At 50.9% G+C, this 22,742-nt stretch carries 25 protein-coding genes and 4 pseudogenes; 24 read left to right on the top strand and 5 right to left on the bottom strand.

Going from position 1 to position 22,742, the window contains the following annotated elements:
* Positions 1-184 (top strand): annotated as a pseudogene (locus tag A6U95_RS14260) (phage integrase family protein); the annotation flags it as partial.
* Between the two features lie 519 nt (positions 185-703).
* On the opposite strand, the pseudogene A6U95_RS14250 reads toward A6U95_RS14260, so the two are convergent.
* Positions 704-1,398 (bottom strand): annotated as a pseudogene (locus A6U95_RS14250) (SOS response-associated peptidase family protein).
* A 434-nt stretch (positions 1,399-1,832) separates the two neighbouring features.
* On the opposite strand from A6U95_RS14250, the gene A6U95_RS14245 reads away from it, so the two are divergent.
* From A6U95_RS14245 to A6U95_RS14180, 14 genes are all read left to right on the top strand, one after another.
* Positions 1,833-2,195 (top strand): hypothetical protein, encoded by a 363-nt coding sequence (locus A6U95_RS14245; protein ID WP_139102369.1) that lies wholly within the window; start codon positions 1,833-1,835, stop codon positions 2,193-2,195.
* 127 nt (positions 2,196-2,322) lie between these two features.
* The gene (locus A6U95_RS14240; protein ID WP_059202163.1) at positions 2,323-2,559 is read left to right on the top strand and encodes a hypothetical protein; all 237 of its coding nucleotides are present in this window, start codon (positions 2,323-2,325) and stop codon (positions 2,557-2,559) included.
* 159 nt (positions 2,560-2,718) lie between these two features.
* Entirely contained in the window at positions 2,719-3,057 is a 339-nt protein-coding gene (locus A6U95_RS14235) for a single-stranded DNA-binding protein (protein WP_059202162.1), read from the top strand.
* Positions 3,058-3,106: 49 nt separating this feature from the next.
* On the top strand, positions 3,107-3,955 hold the full coding sequence (locus A6U95_RS14230; RefSeq protein ID WP_059202161.1) for a ParA family protein: 849 nt from the start codon (positions 3,107-3,109) through the stop codon (positions 3,953-3,955).
* A gap of 2 nt (positions 3,956-3,957) precedes the next feature.
* Entirely contained in the window at positions 3,958-5,289 is a 1,332-nt protein-coding gene (locus tag A6U95_RS14225; RefSeq protein WP_059202160.1) for a ParB/RepB/Spo0J family partition protein, read from the top strand.
* On the top strand, positions 5,290-5,739 hold the full coding sequence (locus A6U95_RS14220) for a hypothetical protein (RefSeq protein WP_059202159.1): 450 nt from the start codon (positions 5,290-5,292) through the stop codon (positions 5,737-5,739).
* Positions 5,736-6,056 carry a hypothetical protein gene (locus A6U95_RS14215; RefSeq protein ID WP_059202158.1) on the top strand — a complete coding sequence of 107 codons (321 nt, stop codon included), beginning with the start codon at positions 5,736-5,738 and terminating at the stop codon, positions 6,054-6,056. The genes A6U95_RS14220 and A6U95_RS14215 overlap by 4 nt, the downstream gene beginning before the upstream one ends.
* Before the next feature lie 70 nt (positions 6,057-6,126).
* Positions 6,127-6,390 carry a hypothetical protein gene (locus tag A6U95_RS14210; RefSeq protein ID WP_059202157.1) on the top strand — a complete coding sequence of 88 codons (264 nt, stop codon included), beginning with the start codon at positions 6,127-6,129 and terminating at the stop codon, positions 6,388-6,390.
* Between the two features lie 325 nt (positions 6,391-6,715).
* Positions 6,716-6,922, top strand: a complete 207-nt coding sequence (locus A6U95_RS14205; RefSeq protein ID WP_059202156.1) for a hypothetical protein — start codon at positions 6,716-6,718, stop codon at positions 6,920-6,922.
* A gap of 44 nt (positions 6,923-6,966) precedes the next feature.
* Positions 6,967-7,320 (top strand): DUF1870 family protein, encoded by a 354-nt coding sequence (locus A6U95_RS14200; protein WP_059202155.1) that lies wholly within the window; start codon positions 6,967-6,969, stop codon positions 7,318-7,320.
* Between the two features lie 14 nt (positions 7,321-7,334).
* Positions 7,335-9,425, top strand: a complete 2,091-nt coding sequence (locus tag A6U95_RS14195) for a DEAD/DEAH box helicase (RefSeq protein ID WP_059202154.1) — start codon at positions 7,335-7,337, stop codon at positions 9,423-9,425.
* A gap of 371 nt (positions 9,426-9,796) precedes the next feature.
* A complete protein-coding gene (locus A6U95_RS14190; RefSeq protein WP_059202153.1) occupies positions 9,797-10,102 on the top strand; it encodes a hypothetical protein in 306 nt (101 codons plus the stop codon).
* 118 nt (positions 10,103-10,220) lie between these two features.
* Positions 10,221-10,544 (top strand): type II toxin-antitoxin system RelE/ParE family toxin, encoded by a 324-nt coding sequence (locus tag A6U95_RS14185; protein ID WP_059202210.1) that lies wholly within the window; start codon positions 10,221-10,223, stop codon positions 10,542-10,544.
* Positions 10,531-10,812, top strand: a complete 282-nt coding sequence (locus tag A6U95_RS14180) for a helix-turn-helix transcriptional regulator (RefSeq protein WP_059202152.1) — start codon at positions 10,531-10,533, stop codon at positions 10,810-10,812. Before A6U95_RS14185 ends, A6U95_RS14180 begins: the two co-directional genes overlap by 14 nt.
* A 162-nt stretch (positions 10,813-10,974) precedes the next feature.
* Here the strand turns inward: A6U95_RS14180 and A6U95_RS31475 are convergent.
* Positions 10,975-11,253 (bottom strand): annotated as a pseudogene (locus A6U95_RS31475) (DNA polymerase V subunit UmuC); the annotation flags it as partial.
* Between the two features lie 82 nt (positions 11,254-11,335).
* On the opposite strand from A6U95_RS31475, the pseudogene A6U95_RS14170 reads away from it, so the two are divergent.
* From A6U95_RS14170 to A6U95_RS14145, 6 genes and pseudogenes are all read left to right on the top strand, one after another.
* A pseudogene (locus tag A6U95_RS14170) lies at positions 11,336-12,444 on the top strand (IS3 family transposase).
* Between the two features lie 300 nt (positions 12,445-12,744).
* The gene (locus A6U95_RS14165) at positions 12,745-13,065 is read left to right on the top strand and encodes a hypothetical protein (RefSeq protein ID WP_065684914.1); all 321 of its coding nucleotides are present in this window, start codon (positions 12,745-12,747) and stop codon (positions 13,063-13,065) included.
* Positions 13,066-13,913: 848 nt separating this feature from the next.
* Entirely contained in the window at positions 13,914-14,354 is a 441-nt protein-coding gene (locus A6U95_RS14160; RefSeq protein ID WP_059202149.1) for a DUF1419 domain-containing protein, read from the top strand.
* Positions 14,355-14,446: 92 nt separating this feature from the next.
* Positions 14,447-14,698, top strand: coding sequence for a hypothetical protein (locus tag A6U95_RS14155; RefSeq protein ID WP_059202148.1), 252 nt, complete (start codon positions 14,447-14,449; stop codon positions 14,696-14,698).
* Positions 14,699-14,802: 104 nt separating this feature from the next.
* Positions 14,803-15,369 (top strand): DUF5983 family protein, encoded by a 567-nt coding sequence (locus tag A6U95_RS31200; RefSeq protein ID WP_065684913.1) that lies wholly within the window; start codon positions 14,803-14,805, stop codon positions 15,367-15,369.
* A gap of 453 nt (positions 15,370-15,822) precedes the next feature.
* Complete coding sequence (locus A6U95_RS14145; protein ID WP_059202240.1) at positions 15,823-16,656, top strand: DUF932 domain-containing protein; 834 nt, start codon at positions 15,823-15,825, stop codon at positions 16,654-16,656.
* A 158-nt stretch (positions 16,657-16,814) separates the two neighbouring features.
* Here the strand turns inward: A6U95_RS14145 and A6U95_RS14140 are convergent, their stop codons facing one another.
* On the bottom strand, positions 16,815-17,153 hold the full coding sequence (locus A6U95_RS14140) for a hypothetical protein (protein ID WP_059202147.1): 339 nt from the start codon (positions 17,151-17,153) through the stop codon (positions 16,815-16,817).
* A 279-nt stretch (positions 17,154-17,432) separates the two neighbouring features.
* Here A6U95_RS14140 and mobA point away from each other — a divergent pair, with 279 nt between their 5' ends.
* Genes mobA through A6U95_RS14125 form a run of 3 tightly spaced genes read left to right on the top strand, consistent with a single transcriptional unit; the run spans position 17,433 to position 19,946 of the window.
* Entirely contained in the window at positions 17,433-17,777 is a 345-nt protein-coding gene (mobA, locus tag A6U95_RS14135; protein ID WP_059202209.1) for a plasmid mobilization protein MobA, read from the top strand.
* A gap of 1 nt (position 17,778) precedes the next feature.
* The gene (gene traI, locus A6U95_RS14130) at positions 17,779-19,701 is read left to right on the top strand and encodes a TraI/MobA(P) family conjugative relaxase (RefSeq protein ID WP_059202146.1); all 1,923 of its coding nucleotides are present in this window, start codon (positions 17,779-17,781) and stop codon (positions 19,699-19,701) included.
* Between the two features lie 32 nt (positions 19,702-19,733).
* Positions 19,734-19,946 carry a hypothetical protein gene (locus tag A6U95_RS14125; protein ID WP_059202145.1) on the top strand — a complete coding sequence of 71 codons (213 nt, stop codon included), beginning with the start codon at positions 19,734-19,736 and terminating at the stop codon, positions 19,944-19,946.
* Between the two features lie 16 nt (positions 19,947-19,962).
* Here the strand turns inward: A6U95_RS14125 and A6U95_RS14120 are convergent, their stop codons facing one another.
* On the bottom strand, positions 19,963-20,361 hold the full coding sequence (locus A6U95_RS14120; RefSeq protein ID WP_241810658.1) for a phospholipase D family protein: 399 nt from the start codon (positions 20,359-20,361) through the stop codon (positions 19,963-19,965).
* A 40-nt stretch (positions 20,362-20,401) separates the two neighbouring features.
* Positions 20,402-22,732, bottom strand: coding sequence for an F-type conjugative transfer protein TrbC (gene trbC, locus A6U95_RS14115; RefSeq protein WP_059202144.1), 2,331 nt, complete (start codon positions 22,730-22,732; stop codon positions 20,402-20,404).
* Between the last annotated feature and the right edge of the window lie 10 nt (positions 22,733-22,742).

The raw sequence follows: 22,742 nt of genomic DNA, 5'->3' as shown, positions 1-22,742 counted from the left end.
GCTGAAGGTGTTGCAGGGGCTGATGGGCCACGAAAAAGGGGAAAGCACAGAAGTGTATACCCGGGTGTTTGCGCTCGATATCGTGGCCAACCGCCAGGTACAATTTACGCTGCCAGCACAAGAGGCGCTCGCCATGTTGCGGGACGCTCCACATCCATCCGGAGTGATAGACAAGGGAAAATAAGGGAATGGAAATTAAGAGTAGAGGCCTGCACAATTTAATAATGAACGTGGCTTTTGGATTCGCAGCTTCCCGTTACTCACCTGGGGTTTGGTGCTTTTCTTTGCGGGGACGGCCAGTTGGTCATGGCTGAACCTGCTGTATCCTGAATGGTTCTCTGATTTGCCATATGTCTCTGCTGTTGAGGTGATCCTTCACGGCGTATCTGCCTGCATGACCACCCTATGCTGTTGGGGTATGGTCGTAATCTATTTCAACCGTCGGGATCTCTATATTCAGGATATGGGCTGGAGTTTATACAGGGACTGGGAGATTAGTCCCTCCTCCGACCAAATGGAGTTCATGATAAAATCGCTGAGCTCTACAATGTCCGAGGTGAATTTTGCGCCTTTTTAGCCAATTATCCGGTGGATGCGCAACCGACGACTCAAGTCGTGAAAGATCAACTCGATATGCTCATTCAGGCGGTAAAAGCTAGGGAACAAGAAAGAGCCGCAGAGAATATCTAAGCGGGAGGCTAATTCATACCAGGGGGCCTGATATGGGCTCAATCAAGGAAGCGGTATTGTTTTTAACATTTTCTACCGGGTGCCAAGAAAACGCCTCGGGAGGTAAAGCGTTCTGCGTGACCAGATCTAAGACTCGTGCCGGTGAGGTACCTGGATCTAACCATTCGCGTGAGGCCTAAATTGTCATCACCAGCGGCCGACGATCGTGAATATCTAACAATCCCGCATCGGTTGACGCAGTGACAATCACAAAGCCCTCGTCATCGTCAGGTTCGAGCCGATCGGGATGAAAACGGGAGATGGCGGCAAAAAGATCGGGTGCTGTTCTCGATGATAGATGAAGTAAGGCTGTTTGCGTTTGGCATCGAGCGGATCTTTTTTCCATTCATACCAACCGTCAGCCATGATCAGCCCCCTTCCGTGATCCCATAAGGGCTTGAACATCCGGCTGGTTGCGGCGGTTTCGACGCGGGCATTGATCATGGCAGGCCGGTGCGCCTCTTTGGCCCACAGGGGTTGATAGCCCCAACGAACGGCATCGAGATGCAATGTGTCATCACGTTGGTTGAGCATTAGAACCCGTGCACCAGGGCCAATATTGTAGCGTGCGAGGGGGGCGGTATCGAAGCCGCTGACAAACTCCAGATCTGAGCCGAGTTGTTCGAGATACTGCGCGGTAGTCTGAAATTGCGCGAAACGTCCACACATAGCGGTGGCCATTTTGAAGAACGGTAACGTGTACGAAGTATAGTTGAGCCTCGGAAGGCAGATGCAATACCACGGGAAGCTGTTCTGAAGAGCGCTAACGCCCGATGGTTGTTCAAATCGCTCCTTCGCACCAGGCAAGCTGATATCGAACGAGCAATTTATAGGCATTACTGCTGCTTTATGCCAGCGTCACATTGTTCATCGGTTGGAAAATTTGAGATCATGCATCGTATGACTGAAGGATAAAAAGTAAATATGATCGAGAGCGCCGGCAACCGTGATTGCTCACCCTGGATGAAAACGAGCGGCAGCGGGCATTACTATCTGATCTCCTCAGTCAATCCAGTTAGTCAGAGTGACAGGTTGTCGATTATCAGCGGAACGAATGAGATGAATTGTAAGGGAATAGCATGCGAATAATAGGTAACTTGTTCTTGGCACTGCAGCTCAGGGTTATTGATGTTTTTGACAGTAGACCTTTTCTTACCTGGGCCGGTGTTCTGCTTCTCTGCGGCATGACCAACTGGCATGGCTGGGCGATTATTTCTGCACTATGGTCATCAACCGATCTTGTTAAGTTGAACGACCACTTCTTGATGGCCAGCCTGTTTGCCCTGCCAAGTCTGTTTATGCTGCATTGTCGTGTCCATCGCCTTAAGATCTCAATGTCGACTCCTCTTAACCAGTTCCTGGACAACCATGATGGGCCTATCCCACAGAAGATCCTGGAAATATTGAAAGATATAGCCATTGAGCGTGGTATTCAGGACGAATTTGAAGCGTTCCTGGCATGCTGATCAGGTTGGCAGAAGATAAAGAGAGAGCCTCGCGTTCTTCCCTGCTCGGATACCCCTGCGTTACAACGTCAAAGATGTCACCCCCTACAAAACAGACATTATCAATCATGGTGACTTCTGTTGCCGGATGATAAAAATTTCCCGTATTTCACTCTTAGAAAGCTACCGAAAAGCCCAGGTTAAAGCGGATAGCATCGCCCATTTTGTCGAGGAATACGGTAAGCCGTCACAGTTCTCAACGCGTGGAAAGGAGCACCTGGCGCGGGAAATTTTAAGGCTGACAATGGAACTCGCCGAGAAAGGCTACGCTCTTATCAGCGCTTGTGATTCAAAATCAGGAAAGGTTGTCGCCTATATTGCTTAATTTCGCATGCGAAATAGTGGAACCGTTAAGAATGTGAGAAAGAAGATGCTTTTAAAATATCTTTATTGATATTTTAATATCATCCTGATAGATTGATGAACGTTAGGCGGAAGGCCACCTGATACTTCGGCGAAACGCCCGGCTCATAGGAGATGCAACATGCAACACAATGCCATTGTTGGCCGTTTACTGGTACAACCACAACTGATCCAACATGATGAATCCCAATACTGTTTATTCACTGTCGCCGAGCTGCGCAATCGTGATGATCAGCAAACGAAACTGGAACTCATTGCCTATGATAGCGTTGCCGAACGCATCGCGGATCGGTGTTTAGTGGGTGACACAATATCGGTTGATTTTACCATCAAGAACAAAATGTACGAGAAAGACGGTTCAAACATATATGGCTATTCTTTCGTGGCCATCCATGCCGAACTCATCGCACCTGGCAATAAACGAAGAGAGCTGAATAGCAATCAGGCTCCGCACCAGTAACGATTTTATCTGTTTTCGCATGCGAAATATTTTTGAAGAGGATGCAAAGATGGCTGCAAAAGTAATTGTAATTTGTTCGCAAAAAGGTGGGATCGGTAAGACATTTTCCACCACCGAAATTTCTTCTGAGCTGCAGGCACGCAATAAGCGTACATGCGCGATAGATGGTGACTGGATGAGTGCGTTAACGTCACGCCAGTTCCCTGACGGTTTGCCGCCTGAGATTGATGAAAATCCGCAAGGCCGTACATTCACGCCAGGGGAAGCACACGTTTCACGTATGTACGCAGGTCCGGATACGCCATTCAACCCTCTCACATTGCCAGACGGGCGGGGATTTATGGGGGCGACTGATGATCTCAATGACGTGAATAACCGCCATGCTGACTGTGCATTTGACTTCAAAGAGCGATTTGAGGCGCTGAAGGAAGCATACGATTACATCATTATCGATTCATCACCGGTATGGTCAAACTTGTTGTTGGCCAATCATATTGTCGCTGACTTCCTGCTGATCCCCACTGTGCTGGAGAAAAGTTCTCGGCTTGGCGTTGAAAAACACATTAATTCGTTCAAGAAAATCAAAGAGCGCTACAACCCAGGCTTGAAGCTTCTTGGGGTGTTTGTCACTCAGGCAACTGTGGCTAACTATAAAAAACCGATGCTGGAAGGTCGATATGCCCAGGTTGATACCGCCAACCTTGAAATGCTGATTGAGATCCTTGAAGAACAGGGTTTTAGCAAAGAGCATTTATTGGAAGTGATGCCGTTTGTAGCAACCAAAGTACGCGAAGCGATCGAGCTTAACACCACGATAAAAGAGCATGACCCTAAGAGTCCACTCGTGACCAGTTACGATCGCCTGGTTGATACCATTATTGCACGGACTGGAGGCTAAACATGGCCAAGGGATTTAAAAATCAGTTGCAGAAGCAAAAGGAGCAACGGCAGCAGGCCGCCTCCATGCCGGAGGCTGCGCCTGTATCAAGTTTGCAAGAACGTGAGGTGATGTTGCCAACGGAGCAGTTGAACCACCGAGTGCTGCAAGATGTGTCGCGTGCTGAGTTAGAACCGAATGGCCAGATTATTCGCGTGCCGATCGATGAAGTCTATGCGGTTAAACAGGTCCGTCCGGAGGAAGATTTTGACGCGGCTACGATAGAAGGCATGGCCAATAGTTTCAATGAAGTCGGGGTCCTTTCACCACCACGTTGCTATCCCCGTGACAAACGAGGTTATCGGATATTATTTGGGGAAACTCGATGGAGATCAGAAAAGAAACGTGGCGAGAAGTATATCGATATTTATGTCGGTCCCCCGCCGAAGGATGACCGACATCGGATCATTACTCAGCTGACTGAAAATATTCACCAGTCCGGTCTTAAACCTTTAGCCACTGCGGACAACATGCATGAGCTGAAAACTACCTGGAACATGACTCAGGCAGAAATCGCAAAGGTGCTTGGCAAGCCGCAGACATTTGTCAGCAAGCACATGCGATTGCTGGATGCGCCGGAAGTGGTGAAATCCTTATTGAAAGATAAGGTCACCAAAGATCTCGATATGGTTTATACCCTTAGCCAAATCAGCGATATCAATCCGGACAGGGCTGAAAAAATGGTGGCGTTGTTACGCGATGGAAAGTTGACACGCGGGAACGCCATTAAAGAACTGAACTTGCTGAAAGGGAAACCGGTTGTTCCTCCAAAGCCTGCAGAACAGCATGGCCAGGGTACCAGCGAACAGCAATCATCTGGTGAGAACGATGGTCAACAGCCCCAGGCATTCGAAAGTAATAGCCATGAGGTTGGGGGAGTGTCTGAGCAAGTGGCTGTGCCTACAGGGGCCGCTGCCGTTCAGCCTGGGGCGAATGATAACGGTGGCCAACAACCTGTGAAGGTCGAGATCAATGATCCTGAAAGCGGCAATTTGCCTGGAGCGTCTGAGCAACTAGCTGTACCGAAAGCAACCAGTTCTGCTAGCGCAGGCAGCGATGAGCAACAGACCGAGAGGATAGAGATCAACCATCAATCAGCCAGTCTCGCAGCATCGACTACTACCTCACCAGTAGTAACGAGCAGACGTGTCATGGTCATGGTCGACGGCGAAGAAGGCTACCTGGTCATGGACAAAACGGCGGACGAATTTGGTCTGGTCTGGATCAAACTCCCTGTTGGTGAAATCTGCATTGAGGCAAAAGAGGTGACGGTTCTGGGGATTAAAGAGGTCTAAATGCTTACGACTAAGACACCCTTTGCACTACTGGCGGAAGAATTTTTACCGCGAATTGTAAAAACATGGGTGATGACCACAGAACTGACGTCTGCACAAGCTGCAGACGTTCTGGTTAATACCGCCATAAAAAACGGCTTTCTCCAAGATCGGGGAAGGCCGCTTACCGGGGCTGCCATCAATGAATGGGGGATTAAGAACAATACTCCCCGTTGGGGTATGCAGGCGGCCATGTCCATGCTGCTTGAAAACGGGTGGATGCCTAAAGAACATGCAGAGTGGGCCGCATGCGCTTCAATCCTCACGTTAACCATAAAATCAAAAGACTGTGAGTTGCTCTTGAGTTTGTTGCCGCCCACGTTTGATCGCGATGTCGCGGCCGGCTGGCTTTACGCTGCCCTGGAAAATGACGCTCACTATCGCACGCGTAAAAAGAGAATACCTAAATGACGTTCTTAGAGCTTGATCGTATTTTGAAAGATACCGGCAGGATTGGTTATGCTACATCGATGCTGGCTTGCCTACTTGATGCATTCGATCGCGGCGAAACAATCCTGGAAAAAGAAACGGTAGCTTCATTAATCGATATCACCGATACGAACGTTTCCGCCGTTGCCAAACGTCTCGCCGAATCCGGTGTGATTGAAATCCTGTATTGTGACAAAAGGGCAGATAAGCCTACATACTCCACAATACCCAATGGCCGTTGGGCGACACCGTACTACCAACTGACTTCAAAGGTCTTGAAAGCGTATCGACGAGCGTAAAAAGTTTCGCATGCGAAAAGTCAATTTAAGGAAAAATGACCAATGACCAATGACCAATGACCAATGACCAATGACCAATAAAATGAAAATGATGTTTGAAGATCAGACCAGGGACGGGGGGAAGCTGCTCTATCAAATTAAGCATACTAGACGCCGCTTTTTCCGATGGACCTTTTATCTTTATGTCCTGTACGCGGCGGCAATGTACGGCTGTTATTTGATGACCAAACAATATCCAGGCGGCGTGTGGGACAGCTTCTACGTTGTGATTGGGTTTTGTGGCCCGGTCGGCGCTTATGTCGTTGGCAAACGAGCATTAAGAAAGGACATGTAAAAGAATCCCTATTTTGGCCGGTTACCCTATCGTGCAATCATCTGCAGTCAGCTCCGGCTAGCTAAACATGACCGTATAGTTCTTCATCGCCGCGCTAAGTGCGATTCTGGATTATCGGGTTCAACAGCCTGGGTTTACCAGGTAAACGTCGTGGTGAACTTGCCAGCTCGATTTCGCATGCGAAATTCTCGGCTGCTTATCCTCAGTCGGTTAGCTAGGCCCCTAAAGTTGTGAAGTATGTCTCTTGCGATGGTCGCGTTCGCGACCTATACTAGACCCATGGTTCGGGATTAGCTCGGATCACCTCTAAAGAGAGTGACGAAAAATGACCACGACTATCACCATCGCTTATGATGTTCCCGCAGATAAGTTTGCCAAAGTAGAAGCCCTGGCAGAACACCAAGCTATTCATAACGTCAATCACAATGGCGAAGTTTTCAACGTTGAGCGCGGTGACTTCACCTACATCGACAAAGAAAGCTATAACCATGCATCCCTGCTGCGCCAAATCTTCAATATCATCGAAAAATAATCATTGCAGCCCTCCTGAAGGGCTGCTTGCTATCGGGCCGCATTATGACAAACAAAGAATTAAAAGCGCTCCGTCAGATCCTCGCTTTGGAATGCAGTGAGGCCGCCGAGCATATCGGTCAGGTGACAACTCGTACCTGGCAGCGGTGGGAGGACGGTTCTCGAGCTGTCCCCGATGATGTAGCCAATGAGATCACCGATTTCGCTACCCTGCGTGACAACATGACCGAAGACCGCTTTGAGGAATTTCGTCGCAAAGGTGAACGCATCACGTTGAATTTTTACATGACGGTTGACGAGTTTGAGAAGGCGACAGGCAAGCGCAATGTCGTAATGTGGAAAATCACCAACTCTGTTGCAGGAGAATGCTTGTCTGCCGGCATTGCCAATCTGATTTGAATAATGAGCGCCTGATGTTTACACCTAAGTATTTCCAGGAGAAAGCCACCGAACTCGCTGTCCAGGAGCTGCACACGGCTGACAATGCACTCGTCGTCATGTGCTGTGGTTCAGGCAAAACATATACCGGAGCCATGATCGCAGATCGACTCCACGCCCTGGTGACGGTGATTGTCGCCCCGACCATTATGTTAGTTGACCAGATTGCTGACGAATACCGGCAAACAACCGATCGGCGCGTGTTCCAATATCACAGTGAAAATGCGATTGAGCCAGAGGTATTCTTGGGAGAACACCCGGGTAAAATGGCCATGGTCACGACCTACAACTCCGCGCCAGTGTTGCTCACAGTGCTGGCCGAGAGTGGCATGCAAGTCGATTTGGTGATCTACGATGAGATGCATCGGACTGCAGGGAAGTTGAGTACGTTATTCAACCAGACACTGACAGGCTATCCGAACGTCATTAAGCGCCTCGGGATGACAGCTACCCCAAGGCACGCATCCTACAATGAGAAAGATGACGATACAGAATTCTTCAGTATGGACAATGAAGAACTCTACGGAAAACTCGTTTATACCTATCAGATCCGCGAAGCTATTGAAGACGGCGTTATCAGTGACTATAAACTGTTGGTCGCCTGTGTCACCGATGATGAAGTTCGCAGCTATCTGAAAGAGAAAACCATTTCCACCTCAGAACACAAAACCTATGCTATCGCGCTCACCCTTAAGCGAGCAATGGAGCAGTACGGGCTAAAAAAAGTAATCACCTACCATGCCACGATCGATGAGGCGAGCAAGGCGGCGACCATCTTTTCCGATGTACTCGATACCCCGGTCACCCATGTATCTAGCCTGCAGGGGCCTTATACCCGTAATGCCCATTTCGCCATTTATAAGGACAGTGATTCGTGTGTGATCACTAACGCCCGGTGCCTGAATGAAGGGATGAATGTTCCGGCAACCGACGCCACCATGTTCTGCAGCAGCAAGACATCGCCGATTGATATCATCCAATGTGCCGGTAGGGCAATGCGCAAGTACCCAGGCAAGGACTTTGGTTATATCATCCTGCCGGTACTCAGTGGCGATAACGCGGTAGAGTACAGCGATTTCTCTGCCATCATGCAGGTTTTAAACTCGCTCTCAGAGAACGATGAACTCCTACATCGCGCGATTAAATTGTATTCCCCAGACAGCAGCACACCAGGTCACACGTTACTACCGTCATTTTTCAGATATACGGACGACAGCAGTTTTGATGTGCATAAGCTCGCAGATTTGATCTATCTAAAAGTCTATACATCCTTCAATAAGACGTTCCTCGATCGCGTGGAACAGCTGAAAGAGTTTATAAGTATTAACGGTCACAGCCGCGTATTAACTGCGAACGCGGGGAGCTTTGGGATATGGGTAAAACACATGCGAGCGCTGTACGCACGTAACCGCCTGGATCCCGAAAAAAAACGTATTCTCGATGAGTTTGGTTTCATCTGGGATTACAATCAGGAGTTGTTTTATCAGAACCTTGAAGAGTTACGCGCCTATTTGGAGGCTGGGAATACAGTTTCTGATGCGTCAATCGGACCGTTCCTTCAGTTCATTAAGGCGCGAAGGGCGGCTCACCGAAACGGTACATTACCTGCTTATCAGGAAGATGCTCTCAACTCCCTGGGCGTTACATTTGATACCTTCAAGCATAACTTTGAGGCCAATCTGCGTCTACTAAAAACAGAGGTCAATGATTCTGGTGAGGTACCAAAGGGCTCCGCTCTGGTCGATTGGGTAAAGTACCAGCGTAAAAAGTATATCAACAATGAACTTACCGAGGAACAGGTGAGCGCATTGATACAGACAGGGCTTAAACTAGATATAGCTGGAGAGCGTGACCGCTCGTTTTTTACTAAATTGGCAGATCTGGCCGAAACGCTACGGGATAACCGGCGTGTTACCCCATCCATGAACAGCTTTCGGGGAGTCATTAGACGGCGCTACAAAATAAAGACCCTGGAACAGGATCGCCTGGCAAAAATCAGAGAGCTGGAAAAGTTGTATAACATTCAGATAGTAGAGCCTAACCAGGACACACCAAGCGGCACATAGATCTTAGACTCATCGAGTACCTAGGGCGATGTGATATTTCGCATGCGAAACTCTCAGCCATCGCTGTCAGTGTCGCTTGTCTTCGACTGGGGGCACTAACATTGCTGTACGCTGGCAGGCTTCGCAAAAATTCGCCTGGCAGGAAGGGGGGCGCGCAGAGCTGCATAGGGCAACGCAATTCCGGCGATTTGAAAGAGCCGATCTCTTCCACAATATCCTTGTCGCCTTCCATTCAATCATTTTCGCATGCGAAATTAGTGACGTAATAGGATGTCACAATTGATATTTAACGGGTTTTATTGCATAATACCTTTGTAGGAAATGGAAGGCCATTTCCTCTTCGGCAATACGCCATACTCACAGGAGCCATCATGAATATTCCCGTTAATCGCCGCAAAACCCTTACTGTCATTCTAACCGTGCTCAAAGGAACGCCATCTATCCACTTCTGCGATCCCCCTTTATCGGGTGCTGATAACAATTTGTGGATGCCCGTCAACGTTCCCGATACATCACTGGCTGTAGTGCCCGAAAGGATAGAGCGTAGCCATCTGCACGCCGCAATCGAGCAGATCATGATTATCAATAATGTGGCGCATAACGTTGTGCAAGTGGAAGAAATCATGCGTGGAACTAAGTATCTCGATTACCGTGTGACCTATAACGGTTTGGCCTAATCGTGGTTCAGCGGTGGGATCCCGCCGCTGAATTAACATGAGGCAAAGGTCATAGAAATTGCATTACAATGCAAATTGCATTATAATGCAATAATGGTTAAGGCACAGGGATGGAATGATGTTCACGGTAATCTATCACTACGAAGCGGAAAAGGAATTGAAGGAGCTACCCCCGGTCGTTGCCGCGAAACTGTCCCGGATCATCGGCAAGCTGGAGAGTGATCCCCGGCAACTGCGAGAGCCGGATACCAAGCCACTGGGTAATGGTCTCTATGAGATCCGCTCGATGGGAAAAGATATCTCTCGCGGGATATGGGTATATCAGAAAGGGGAGCGCATTTTTATGCTCAGGATCTTTATTAAAAAGACACCAAAAACCCCAAAAAGTGAAATTGATCTGGCAATGCAGCGACTCGAGGAGATGATAAATGACAAAGTATAAAACTCATGCTCAGGTTCAGGCCGAAATGATGGAAAACAGTGAGTACAAGGCAGCCATGGAGGATGAAATTCGCAAAGAGCGTTTACAGGCGACGTTGGCCGAGTGGCGCAATGTGGCAGGACTTACCAGCGCTCAAGTTGCCAATGCCATGGGCGTTAATGCCTCGACCGTCAGCCGAATGGAAAACAACGTGACGAAATCGAGTGTTGAAACCATTGCCCGCTATGCGAAAGCCTGCGGCATTGAGCATGTGACCATTTCGTTCTGATTGACGACGAGGCTCGGACTCTCCGGGCCTCAGTGTCATGCCTTGCCCTGGGCGGTCAACACCTGGCGGCAAAAGCAGGGTGAGGACGGCGCTTGCGGCGCCGTTCTTACACATGCCGCTCTTCTTCCTCTTCTTTTCTTTCTTCCTAACTTTACTGCTAATTCGTTGTGGCCATGTCTTTGCAGCATGGTTGGCCAGCTTGGCTAGCGTGAGCGTTTGCGCTATGCCAATTCCGCATGTCAGCCCGGTTTGCTGTGCCACTGTTGCACGTACGCGACGGCCAAAATCGAGTAAAGGCTCGCCGGTATCGATGCCGGTCACATCCAAAAACGCTTCATCGTTCGAGTAAATAGTCAGCTGGGGAGCCAGGGCTTCAAGCGTGGCCATGACGCGTGAGCTTATGTCGCCGTAAAGGGCATAGTTCGAGCTGAAGCACGCTATATTGACCCTACCCCAAAATCCTGCTCCATTCAGAAACAGAATTCCGGCATGATAAACACTCCCCTGAGTGGAGGTTGTGCCGATGAAAAAGTCACGATTCACCGAAGAACAGATTGTCTTTGCCCTGAAACAGGCCGAGCTGGGTACATCGGTGCCTGAAGTCTGCCGTAAACTGGGTATCTCTGATGCCACCTTTTACACGTGGCGTAAAAAATACGGCGGGATTTCCCCTTCAGAGCTGAAGCACATGCGGCAGCTCGAAGAAGAAAATCTCAGGCTGAAGAGGCTGGTTGCTGATCTGAGCCTCGACAAGGCGATGCTGCAGGATGTGCTGGCAAAAAAGAACTGACGCTGGCACGCCTGCGCGAATGGGTCAGGGATTTACAGGCCCGATATGGTGCCAGCGAAAGACAAATCTGTTTTGCGCTACGGCTCAGCCGCAGCTCGTTTAGATATCGTTCTGTTGCTGCCGATGACAGCGCACTGCGCCTGCGTATTCGTGAGATCACCGAAACGCGAATTCACTACGGATATCGCCGGGTACACGTGATGCTACGGCGTGAGGGCTGGCGCGACAATCACAAACGGATCTACCGCCTCTACTGTGAGCAAGGGCTGTCGCTACGCCTCAAACGACCACGTCGCAATAAATCTGCCCAGCGGCGGCAGCCGCAGCCTCAGGGCTTATATCCAAACCACGTCTGGGGCATGGATTTTGTTTCTGATGCGTTGTTTGACGGGCGACGACTGCGCCTGTTGACGGTTATCGACCTTTACACCCGCGAATGCCTGGTGATCTGTGTGGGACAGAATCTGCGTTCGACAGAAGTGGCAGAGATGCTGAACAGCATAGCGCTCAGGCGTCCTTTACCGCAGTTGCTGAAAACCGATAATGGTTCTGAATTTGCAGGGAAAATGCTGGACAAGTGGGTGTATGAAAGAGGGATCAGGATCGACTTCTCACGCCCGGGAACACCGACGGACAACGCTACGGTGGAGTCCTTTAATGGCAGATTGCGGCAGGAATGTTTGAACGAGAACTGGTTCATGTCTGTGGAGGATGCACGGTGCAAAATCGAGGGCTGGCGCATACACTATAACCAGAGCCGTCCCCATTCTGCCCTGGGCTGGATGACACCGCCTGAATTTGCCGAGAAATCTGCCGGTTGCCAGAATATGCAGCCAGAATGAAGCCGGTTATTCCTGATTATGAATGGATCACATACGGGGATGCATATTCTGGCCGATCGTGAACACTCATTCTGGCGGAACGTGAACGCAGTTTCTGGTTTCGCGTGAACGCGTATTCCGACGGAAAATACCACGATTTTGCACCATGATCAGAATCACTGTTCATTTTGCCAGAATCGGTGTTCACCTGACCGGAATTGCTGTTCACGTTTCCAGAATCATTCTTAACGCATTGATTTTTGCTGCTATATCTATCCCTTTCATTCCATGGGGTGATATATGCCAAACAAGAGAATCGCAATGCGTAAAATCCATGAAATTTTAAGGCTGCGTTTTGAGGTCGGCCTGTCATTCCGTCAGATAAGCCAGTGCGCCGATGTCAGCACGGGTGCCATCCAGAAAATGCTCAAACGCCTTGAGGCCTCCGGGATCTCCTGGCCGTTACCAGAGGGGATGTCAGAGCCCCGGCTTGCCAGCATGCTGTACCGGCGCTATGAAGAAGGTCGTCTCGTTGATTGTGTTGATGACAGTCTGGAGTATGACGACGAGGATGAGCACGGATGGAGTGATGTTATCGGCCCGGACTGGCTGCTGGGTAATGTAGCGCACTATGGTGGTTAAATAGCAACCTCTCAGGGGCGTGTCGCGAACCGTGCGCTCCTGAGCATGTTATCCACAGGCTGTCCGGTACCTTACTGACCTGCACTGTGGACAACCGACTTCGGCGGGCGGGAAAACTCTTCTGCAGGCTGAAGCCTGCAGGGACCGAAGCCCGGCGCCTGCGGCGCTCCGGCCCGGTTCCGGATGTCCTGAAATCATGCGATTCAGGGCGGTAAATATTTCCAATTCCGGGGTTAAATCTGTCAGGTGCATAATGCAGAAAATGCACTTATTTAAATTCTATTTTTAACCGAATTTCGGGGCATAAAAGCGCCACAATCAAAGAAATTCAAACCCGTCTGGGCCCCTTCGGCTTCCCGGTGACCCGGGTCGTCGCCTGCACTTCGCCGGGTGTCCCCGTGGCCACCAGGCTACGCGGAGCCAGTACGGGGCCTGTCTCCGTCCCGTTGGGATAGCAAGCGATGCCTGAAGGGCGGCGTGAGCAGCTGCCGTTCCGGCAGCGCCACTTTAACTGGCCGTCTCTGACGGCCGCTAAGGAAAGCCGGTAAACCGGCTTCTCTGGCGCCCACTTTGGCCCCGTTGTCAGCGGTGTTCACTTTTGCTGTGACTGACGCTGCCCCGTTCCGGTCCGTAAACAAGGGGCCGGCTGAAGCCTGATGCCTGCACCCGTTCGCACTCCCTCCCGTTGGTCAGTCGCTTGCGCAGCGGCTTTGTCATCCCCCTTGTTTCCGACCCTGCTGGAACAGGGCGGTCATGTGTCACAGCAACGTGCTCCCCGCCTTCCGGAAACGGAAAAAAAGGGGACACCAGAAAGAAGCCGAAGGGCACAACAGATGAGGAGATTCGCGATGACTGCAATGGCGTTCTGGAGTAAATCAAGTGCATTTAACGGCTGGTGCAAAGCGCACTTTGTGGAAGGTGCGTGGCGTACCACTGCCTGTGTTACGTCGAAGACGCTGGAAGAGCTGAACGCCAATGGCGATCGCTGGGAACTGGTGACAGTGGGGGAGGCGAAAGCACGTTTTGCGGCGGCCAATTATCGGCCAGTGTCTGAAATCAGCGAAGAAAAATTCACTGACATGCTGGAAGTTCTGCCGCCTCTGGACTGGCAGGGTACTCCAGAGAGCCAGACGTTCAAGCTGAGCGAAATGTACAGCGGCAACATCACGGACATTTTCGCCCAATACCGCACGCGCTTTTTCACGATGCGTAACGAAGTGACGCTCACGCATGAGGAAATTATCGGGAAGATCAGGGCGTTTATCGACGCCGCCGGAATTGCCGCATAAGCGGCAATAAAAAAGCAGAGCGGGCGCTCTGCTTATTCATCCCGGTCTGTTCGAGCAGACCGGACACTACAAGTCTCAGATGGAGTTACATCATGAAAGACGACTTTATCCTTGCATGTCAGGGCTATTTTGTAAAGCAGCGCGAAAGCGCGGAGGTGAGAAAGCACCATCGCGTACAGCGTGACACCGTCGCAGAAGAGAGCATCTCGCCACGCGTGAAGGCGCTGGGGCGTCATATCGCCCGCTGTCAGCGCAAGCGCAAGCCTGTGCGCATCCCGGCACTGAACGTGGTGGAGTGGGGGCAGTTGCTGCGCTCACTGGAGATTAAGCGGGCGTATGCCTGATACCTGTGCCGTCCTCCGGGGCGGCATTTTCTGACCCGTCCGGGAGTCACCGGCATCGAGCCGCTGACTCCCGGAAACGAACGCCTGCTGCGACGGAGTACACAATGAAAAAAATTACAGAGGGCGCGCCTTATGGCGTCACGGTTATTCAGCTTGAAAACTGCGATGAGGCGCTTTACCTGCACGGAAATTACCTGGCGTGTGCCGATTTTGCTGAAAGAGATGATCCCGTCTGCGGTGTTGGAGAACACCTGGCGGAGACGTTGGGTGTTCCGTTTAAGCTTCTGACCCTGCCCGCTCCGGAAAACGAAGAGTGGGCCTGGAATGATGTTGTTGAGTCGCTGGGATGGGGAAAAACGCTTACGCTGGGCGCGAGAGTGATGCGCCCTGTTCTTGAATGCTCTACCTCCCATATTACGCTTGCTGACATCCATCTGCTGGGTGACCTGACTTGCGACACGTCTACCCGGGAATGGATCCATGACACAGGCGTCGGATTCATGATCCGCCTTGATGCTGTCAGATCCCCCCTCCTGAAGCTGAAACAAAAAGGGCTGTCAGGTGCTGCGCGCTGGGTTATCTGGCAGGGCATAAAGCAGGGCAATATCAGCATGATCCATTTTTCTGCTGTGGGAGATGAACTGGACGGTCTAGCGACATTCGACTGGTAATCATTTTTCCCCGGACTCCGGGGCAATGCGCTTCCCGATCAGCATACTTTTCCGCGTACTCAGCACTCGGGGCTCGCAGCTGGCTTGCGCCAGCGCCGCCCCGACCGGGTCCGCGTGGCGGCCCCTCAAAGGAAACGGGCGTTGCCCGCCACTTCCCTCCGGCGTTTCCCTTTCTGTTCCCTGCGTGGTCACGGGTTGCCCTTGCCGTGAAAGACACTGGCACGGACCGTGATTCAGGCAAGGGTAAAGGCTGCGCCTGCTGCCATCACCCGTTCGCACGCCTTCTCTTCGGTCAGTTTTTTGCGCTGCGGCCTCCGGCAGCCCCCTTGCATGAATCCCTGATGGTCCGGGCCGGTCATTTCATCACGGCAACGCCCTCCCGCGACGGTGACTCACCTTCGAAAGGAGAACGCCAGAAGACAGTCATTATTTAAACCATTCAGGAGAATTACCATGGCCCGTTTATCCTCTGCTTTCCGTTCTGCCAATGTTATCCGCAAAGAGCGCGCTCTGACTAATGACGAGTTAATGCGCTATGTCCCGAGTGTGTTTTCAGAAGACAAACACGCGTCCCGCAGTGAGCGCTACACGTACATTCCGACCATCACCCTGCTGGACAATCTGCGCACGGAAGGTTTTCAGCCCTTTTTTGCCTGCCAGACTCGCACACGCGATGTGGGAAAACGCGAGCACACCAAACACATGCTTCGTCTGCGCCGTGAAGGGCAGATTGGCGGGCAGGAAGTGCCGGAAATTATTTTGCTCAACAGCCATGACGGGAGTAGCAGCTACCAGATGATCCCAGGGCTTTTCCGCTTCGTCTGTGCGAATGGCATGGTGTGTGGGCAGACGTTCGGTGAAATTCGCGTTCCGCACAAAGGCGACGTTGTGAGTCAGGTTATCGAGGGCGCATATGAGGTGCTGGCAATATTCGACGGTATCACCGAATCGAGTGAAGAGATGAAAAATATCCCGCTTAACAGAGATGAACAACGTATCTTTGCGGAGACAGCCCTCAGCTGGAAATATGACGAAAAAGGGGAGGGAAAACATATCCCACTGGAGCCAGAAGATGTGTTACGTGCTCGCCGCGAGGCGGATAAGCCCGGCGACCTGTGGACTACCTATCAGCGCGTTCAGGAAAATATGGTTAAGGGCGGGCTGTGGGCGTCATCGGCGAAAGGAAGATTACAGCGTACCCGTGCGGTCACGGGCATTGACGGGGATATCAAACTGAACCGTGCGCTGTGGGAAATGGCGGAAAAAATGAAGAAAATTAAATCCTGATGTGTATCCGACGGGGGAAAACCTCCGCCACCTTTACAGCCTTGTCGTTTCATACAGGTATTGAACCTGTACGAAACTATCCCCCGCCCGACCGAAAGAGAAACGCCACTGACGTGACTTTTCTCTTTCTCCCGTCCGCCCCTGAGTGGCTCACCTGATTAGCTCGTCGGATTCGATTCTGGTTCAGGTTTCTTGTTACTGCTATCAACCGTGCCTGCCGTTTTTTTACTTTTAACCGTACGTGGTGGCGATTTTTTTCGGGTATTAAGAATATCCCTGATGGCCTTCACGCTGGTTGGTATCCCGGCAGATTCGAGCGCACTTCGAATATCTTCCACGCTGTAACCTTTGTTATTCGCCAGCTCAATAATTTTTTCCTTTAATTGCTCCAGTACATCTGTTTTTGTGAGACGTGTTGGTGTCAAATCCGGCAGATCATCCAGTGACGACTTAGCTAGCTCAACATCCTCGACGCTATACCATTTCTTCTCAGCCATTCTTCAATTTCCTGTGTTTATGTGCTCAATTCTAGGCTACGAGTATACCTCCCGAAATAACTCAGTGCCAGAACCCGGCATTTCTGGTGTAAGCCAGTGACGGCGAAGCCGAAATAAAATATACTTCAGACAAAGAATCGGAATATGACGCTAAACGTGGGACAGGGTATGTTTTGTAGCACCGCCTGCACGCAGTCGGCCCCACAAAACGACCTGGTCAGGACTCTGTCCCGACACCCGGATTACGGTTATCGCCTCAACTGGCGTGAAGGATTGAAGATGAGTAAGAGTGAAAAACGCCAGAGAACGGCGCTCTTGGGCAGCGTGCGGTGCTATCCGGAAGAGAAGGAACAAATCCAGGCCAGTGCGAAAGCTGCAGGTCTCTCGATAGGAGAATTTCTCCGGCGTTCAGCCCTTGGTCGTCGCATTGTGGCCAAAGGTGACACCAGGCAGATGAATGAGATTCTGAAGTTGGGGGGCCTGCAAAAGCACCTCTACACCGAGATGCAAAAATTGGGAGTGATGACACCAGAACTCAGCAAGCAGTTTGCTGATACGCTGGCCTCACTTCAGAAAACGTTAATGAAATTTCGGGCCGAGAGCCTGAACAACACAGAGGATTAAGATGCTCGCAGTCGTGGCCGAAAGGCGTCGTGATGGTAAATCCAGCTTCGTGCAACTCGTCTCCTACACCATTCTGCGCGATGATGTTGAGATGAGCGAAACACTGTCGCCGGAACGACCCTTTGTTCGCAAGTCACGTTCGGAAGATAAAATTTTCAATGACTTGGTCGGGTATGCGACACGTAATGCGCTACCGGATTCTCAGGATGTTATCGCAACGTTCCCGGACGGGCGCCAGCAGGTGCGTTGCGATAATGTCATCTGCGAGACCAACTGTTTTTCCCTAGCTACAGCCTCCACGGAAATGGACATGGTTGGCGTGCAAAATACCCGCTGTAATGACCCTGTCTATCACGTCATCCTGTCGTGGCCTGAGACCGAACGACCGACGCCTGACCAGATTTTTGAATCCGCAAGGCATTGCCTTAACCGTCTTGGAATGGAAGGGCATCAGTATGTTTTTGCCATCCATGACGACACCGATAATCTTCACTGTCATATGACCGTCAACCGCGTTAATCCGGTGAGTTACAAAGCCGCGTCACTGTACAACGACCACTTCACCCTGGACCGATGCTGCCGTGAGATGGAACTGAAGTATGGCTGGAAGCATGACAACGGTCCTTACGTGGTTAACGACTCCGGGGCGATCGTTCGTCAGCGAAACTTTTATAAGTCTGCACCTGCAGCTGCGCGCCAACTGGAGCATTTTAGTGATAAAGAGAGCCTGTTCTCTTATGCCGTGGATAACTGCAGGGAGAAACTTGACTCGCTATTTCTGCAGGCAGAGTACTCCTGGGATGACGTGCATAACGTGCTGATTTCTGCCGGTATTGAGCTGCGACAGAAAGGCAAGGGGTTGGCGATTTATGATTTAGGTGATGATACTCAGCGACCGGTAAAGGCTAGCCGGCTGCACCCGGAACTGACGCTAGACTGCCAGCAGGAACTTATCGGGGCATTCACGTCGGCTGCGGTAATCCGCGAAGTGGATCGTGACGGTAAAGACGTGTTGCAGAGTGCGGTAAATGTTAACTCTCAGTATGACATCCTGCTTCACCGCCGCGATAAAGGGGCAAGGTCGGAACGTCGCGTTGAGCGGGCTATATCCCGAGAGGATCTGATTGCCCGTTACAAAGCATACAAAACCAGTTTTGTTCGGCCTGTGATATCAGCTGACGACGTGCGTACCCGTTTCCGTGAAGTGTCGGCAAGCTACCGCATCCGTAAAAATAACGTTCGCCTGAATATGCCTGACCTACTACTGCGTAAGCTGATGTTCCGTGCACTGGAAGTGGATAAGATGAAGGATATGGCGGCGCTGCGTTTGCAGATCCGCGATGAGAGGACGGCACTGAAAGAGCGTCCGGATTCCCGTCCACTATCCTATCGTGCATGGGTGGAGGTTCAGGCTACGCAACATGACGCTGCTGCTATCTCTCAGCTGCGCGGATGGGCGTACCGTGAGAAACGTAAGAACCGTACTGCCGCTATCTCAGACAACGTTATTCTTCATGCTGTTGCAGACGATATTAAACCGTCGCAGATCCGTGGCTATGATACGCACGTTAACCGTGACGGTGCCGTTGTGTATTCTTCGGCGGGTAAACCTGTATTGCTTGATCGAGGGTTGTTTATCGAGGTTGCCGATGTACCGACAGAGAAGGGTAAAAATCTGGCAATGGCGTTGCACATCACCGGGCAGAAGAGCGGAGAGAAAGTTGAGGTCAGGGGGGAGAAAGAATTTGTGCAGGGTGCTATTCGGTATATCCCACATTTCAATGCATCATCAGGAAAAACTGTACCGTTAACACATCCACTACAGCGCCAGCAGGCTGGCTATGATGAGGAGAAACAGCAGAACAATGCTAATACTTCGCAGTCGGAGAAGCTACAACCAGGAGGAGGTTATAAACCTAGTTAAAGCAGCATCTTCACTCTATAAAGGAATTACTCATGGGCAATGATGAGTTAATTCACCGGCATAGACATGCGTTGGAGATTGCCATGCAATACGGTGGAACCGACGAAGCTCACCATAAAGCATGGGTTATTGATCAAATGTGCAGGAGTCTTCTCGGGGATGATTATCCGGCCTTTGTAGCACAGGCCAAATCAGGAGAAGATGGGCCAACAACCTACTCCTGGGATGAAAGAATTGCCCCATAAGGGGGTTGTTAGTTACTCAGCTTCCCTCCTGCCATAGACGGTTGAACTCCTGTTGGTAAGCGCCGGCTGTGGTTGGTTCATTCCGGATAACGATTGTATTTTCTGCGTTGCGCTTCACTGCGCTGGATGTGTAGTTGAACGATCCCGTCTGAGTCGTCACACCGTCAACGACCAGAAATTTATTGTGCTGAATCGCGTACCTGTCGTTTAGTCTTACCGGAATGCCCTTATGTTGTAGCCAAGTTACGGCAGAATAGCGTCCCCCGTTATCTTTGGCGTCTGCCACTACCCGCACTTTGATCCCCCGCAGACTTGCGTCGTTTAATGCCATGGCCACTTCTTTGCTGGTAAAGCTGTATGCTGCCACGTCGATAGTTTCACGTGCACTATTGATGGCTCTCAACACGTTAGTCACGGCACTTCCCCCAGGGGAAAATCCCGTAGTGATTTGTGCTTTAGAAGCTATGGTGGTCAGGGGTGTTAGTAAAATCGTCAACAAAAGCGTCGGAAGTAAAGTTCTGATACCAGTCATCATGATTTTGGTTCTCCGTGTACGGGGGGATCTCGTTCTGTATGGGGAGGGGTGTCGGTATCACCGATTGTGCAGGTTGTTCTGCAACTGGTGAAGTGTCAGAGCCAGCGCTATTTTTGTGTGCTTCATCTATCCTTTTTTTCGATATGCGAATGTTTTCCCTCTCTTTCAGCCACTGGTAACGTCCCTGGGTTTTTTCCAAGGCGCTGATGGCCGTTTCAAACAGCAGAGCGCCGCGTTCTTCCGGGGTGTAAGTAACGTCATTGCGGTTATCGAGATCGGCGGCGATGGTGGTCAACGCCAGGAGGGCTTTGTCTGCAATACGGGCATTCAGGCGGCCGGACCATTCATCTGGTGCTCTAGTCCTGCAGATATCCAGTATATTGTTCGCGCGTTCCTGGGATACCGGGCGACGACGCGCCGCAGCGGGTACTTCACGACACAGATCTCTGAAGTCTGGACGTCGAATAGGGACGTACCGGTTAATTTTTATCTCCAGCTTTGATATTTTCTCGTCATCCGGGATGTAAATGGAGTTGCTGCGCACCTGCTGGTCTTCGAATACGATGATGCCTTCACCAGATTTCAGTGCCTTGAGCTCGGACAGCTGGATATTGTCCCTGTCGCGGAATTCCACGCGGTCAACCTCCTGGTAGTTGCCCATTCCGGTACGGTCCATGGTTCTTTGCTCGGCGTACTGACCTGTACCGCCCACGGCACGTATCATCTTCAGGGTATCTTCCGTATCCTCTGTTTTCATGAACTGTTTGGTGCCCAGGTTAGCGTTGACTGAGTGGACTTCTTTGCTGCGATTCATCATGGCCTGAATGTCCTGGCCAAGAATGATAAGCATGAACGCCAGGGAACGTAATTGCGCTGCCAACTTATCCATCCCAGGAGCAAAGTAGTAGCCCACCTCGTCGCACAAAAGCAGAAATGGAAACTTACTGGCGAATTTCTTCACTGTTAGCGTGTGCTCTGGGGAGCCTTCAATTTTGTTACCCAAGTCTTTGGCGATGTTCATCCTGATGTCAGAGATGTAGAGCTTACCGAGGGTGGCGGCTTCGTTATCGGAGAGCTCGAGTGCGGGTATCAGGACAACCAGGGTACGGTCATTGTGCAGGATATCCTGCATATCGATATCGCCTCCGTTTTTGGGGAAAATATGGCCGTAGGTGTCGTTAAACATACTCAGCATGCGAGTGAACTGCTGGATAAGGTACCCGTGCTGGTCAAGAGCCCCCTGAGACCATTCTCCTGGTCGGTTGATGAGCTTCATATCAAAGCCGGCGAGGTTGGCAAGATAGTTCTCCATTGGCTTGAAGCCTTCTTCGTGCCAGCCTTCTTCCAGAGCTTCACGATACAGACCCACAAATTTCACCAGGGGGAGGTATGACTGGATAACAGCTTGGGTCAGCATGATGTTATCCCGCGAGCGCTTGTAACATAACGCGTAGATCAGGGCATTCATCATGGCGCGAGCTTTATCTTTCCATCCCTCATCGCTGCCGTTCCCCGCCGGCAGTAATGACTCCATCAGTTGGATGATAAATGTCGGGCTACCATAGGCGAACGGGTTGGTGCTGTTTGACTGGGGGCGGGATTTATCCCCGATCATCAGTCTTTTGAAACGGTCATCATTACCAGTGATAAAGTTCAGAACATGCCAGTCGTCTTCTTGGCCAAAGCGTCTGGCCATCGACCAGGTGGCAACCGCCAGGTCAATCTGTGCCTTACCATCCGAGATACAGCAACCACGAGCCCAGCACAGTGTATTCAGGTACAGAGAATACAACGTTTCCGTCTTGCCCCCTCCGGTGGTTGCCATAATCTGCATATGACGCAGGCTATCAGATTTAGAAAGCCATAATTCTTTGCCTCTGTGACTCCAACGACCCGTACCAAGGCACAAAATACCTTCTGCTTTACTGCGCACAATTTTTGGCAAGTTGAGATTTAGCAGCGGGATATTCCAACTGAGTTCGCGATCGGTCGACAGGTCCAGGCCTCCCACATCCATTGGTATCCGGAGCGGTAGGCGAAAACGTTGATCACTAAAGGCAACCAGCATGGCAATGCTGACGGGCAGGGAGATCAGCAGGGTCGCCTGCCATTGCACGCCAGCAATCAGAGATATCACCAGTACCAACTGAACTGTAAACGGGGCGAGCATGAATCGCTCTGTCAGCCGCCCCTGTACCTGACGGCTTATCAGCTGGCTTTCAACCGGCCCATGGCGTCCTTTTAAATCCATCGATATCTCC

It is taken from the genome of Serratia sp. 14-2641 (assembly GCF_001692375.1).
Classification (GTDB): domain Bacteria; phylum Pseudomonadota; class Gammaproteobacteria; order Enterobacterales; family Enterobacteriaceae; genus Chania; species Chania fonticola_C.
The sequence above is the reverse complement of the archived record's forward strand: the minus strand, read 5'-3'. Positions and strand labels throughout refer to the sequence as shown.

Bases quoted from the DNA above. Each gene is read 5' to 3' on its own strand.
- A6U95_RS14240 (WP_059202163.1), top strand. From the start codon at position 2,323: ATGATAAAAATTTCCCGTATTTCACTCTTAGAAAGCTACCGAAAAGCC.
- A6U95_RS14235 (WP_059202162.1), top strand. From the start codon at position 2,719: ATGCAACACAATGCCATTGTTGGCCGTTTACTGGTACAACCACAACTG.
- A6U95_RS14230 (WP_059202161.1), top strand. From the start codon at position 3,107: ATGGCTGCAAAAGTAATTGTAATTTGTTCGCAAAAAGGTGGGATCGGT.
- A6U95_RS14225 (WP_059202160.1), top strand. From the start codon at position 3,958: ATGGCCAAGGGATTTAAAAATCAGTTGCAGAAGCAAAAGGAGCAACGG.
- A6U95_RS14220 (WP_059202159.1), top strand. From the start codon at position 5,290: ATGCTTACGACTAAGACACCCTTTGCACTACTGGCGGAAGAATTTTTA.
- A6U95_RS14215 (WP_059202158.1), top strand. From the start codon at position 5,736: ATGACGTTCTTAGAGCTTGATCGTATTTTGAAAGATACCGGCAGGATT.
- A6U95_RS14210 (WP_059202157.1), top strand. From the start codon at position 6,127: ATGACCAATAAAATGAAAATGATGTTTGAAGATCAGACCAGGGACGGG.
- A6U95_RS14205 (WP_059202156.1), top strand. From the start codon at position 6,716: ATGACCACGACTATCACCATCGCTTATGATGTTCCCGCAGATAAGTTT.
- A6U95_RS14200 (WP_059202155.1), top strand. From the start codon at position 6,967: ATGACAAACAAAGAATTAAAAGCGCTCCGTCAGATCCTCGCTTTGGAA.
- A6U95_RS14195 (WP_059202154.1), top strand. From the start codon at position 7,335: ATGTTTACACCTAAGTATTTCCAGGAGAAAGCCACCGAACTCGCTGTC.
- A6U95_RS14190 (WP_059202153.1), top strand. From the start codon at position 9,797: ATGAATATTCCCGTTAATCGCCGCAAAACCCTTACTGTCATTCTAACC.
- A6U95_RS14185 (WP_059202210.1), top strand. From the start codon at position 10,221: ATGTTCACGGTAATCTATCACTACGAAGCGGAAAAGGAATTGAAGGAG.
- A6U95_RS14180 (WP_059202152.1), top strand. From the start codon at position 10,531: ATGACAAAGTATAAAACTCATGCTCAGGTTCAGGCCGAAATGATGGAA.
- A6U95_RS14165 (WP_065684914.1), top strand. From the start codon at position 12,745: ATGCGTAAAATCCATGAAATTTTAAGGCTGCGTTTTGAGGTCGGCCTG.
- A6U95_RS14160 (WP_059202149.1), top strand. From the start codon at position 13,914: ATGACTGCAATGGCGTTCTGGAGTAAATCAAGTGCATTTAACGGCTGG.
- A6U95_RS14155 (WP_059202148.1), top strand. From the start codon at position 14,447: ATGAAAGACGACTTTATCCTTGCATGTCAGGGCTATTTTGTAAAGCAG.
- A6U95_RS31200 (WP_065684913.1), top strand. From the start codon at position 14,803: ATGAAAAAAATTACAGAGGGCGCGCCTTATGGCGTCACGGTTATTCAG.
- A6U95_RS14145 (WP_059202240.1), top strand. From the start codon at position 15,823: ATGGCCCGTTTATCCTCTGCTTTCCGTTCTGCCAATGTTATCCGCAAA.
- A6U95_RS14140 (WP_059202147.1), bottom strand. From the start codon at position 17,153: ATGGCTGAGAAGAAATGGTATAGCGTCGAGGATGTTGAGCTAGCTAAG.
- mobA (WP_059202209.1), top strand. From the start codon at position 17,433: ATGAGTAAGAGTGAAAAACGCCAGAGAACGGCGCTCTTGGGCAGCGTG.
- traI (WP_059202146.1), top strand. From the start codon at position 17,779: ATGCTCGCAGTCGTGGCCGAAAGGCGTCGTGATGGTAAATCCAGCTTC.
- A6U95_RS14125 (WP_059202145.1), top strand. From the start codon at position 19,734: ATGGGCAATGATGAGTTAATTCACCGGCATAGACATGCGTTGGAGATT.
- trbC (WP_059202144.1), bottom strand. From the start codon at position 22,732: ATGGATTTAAAAGGACGCCATGGGCCGGTTGAAAGCCAGCTGATAAGC.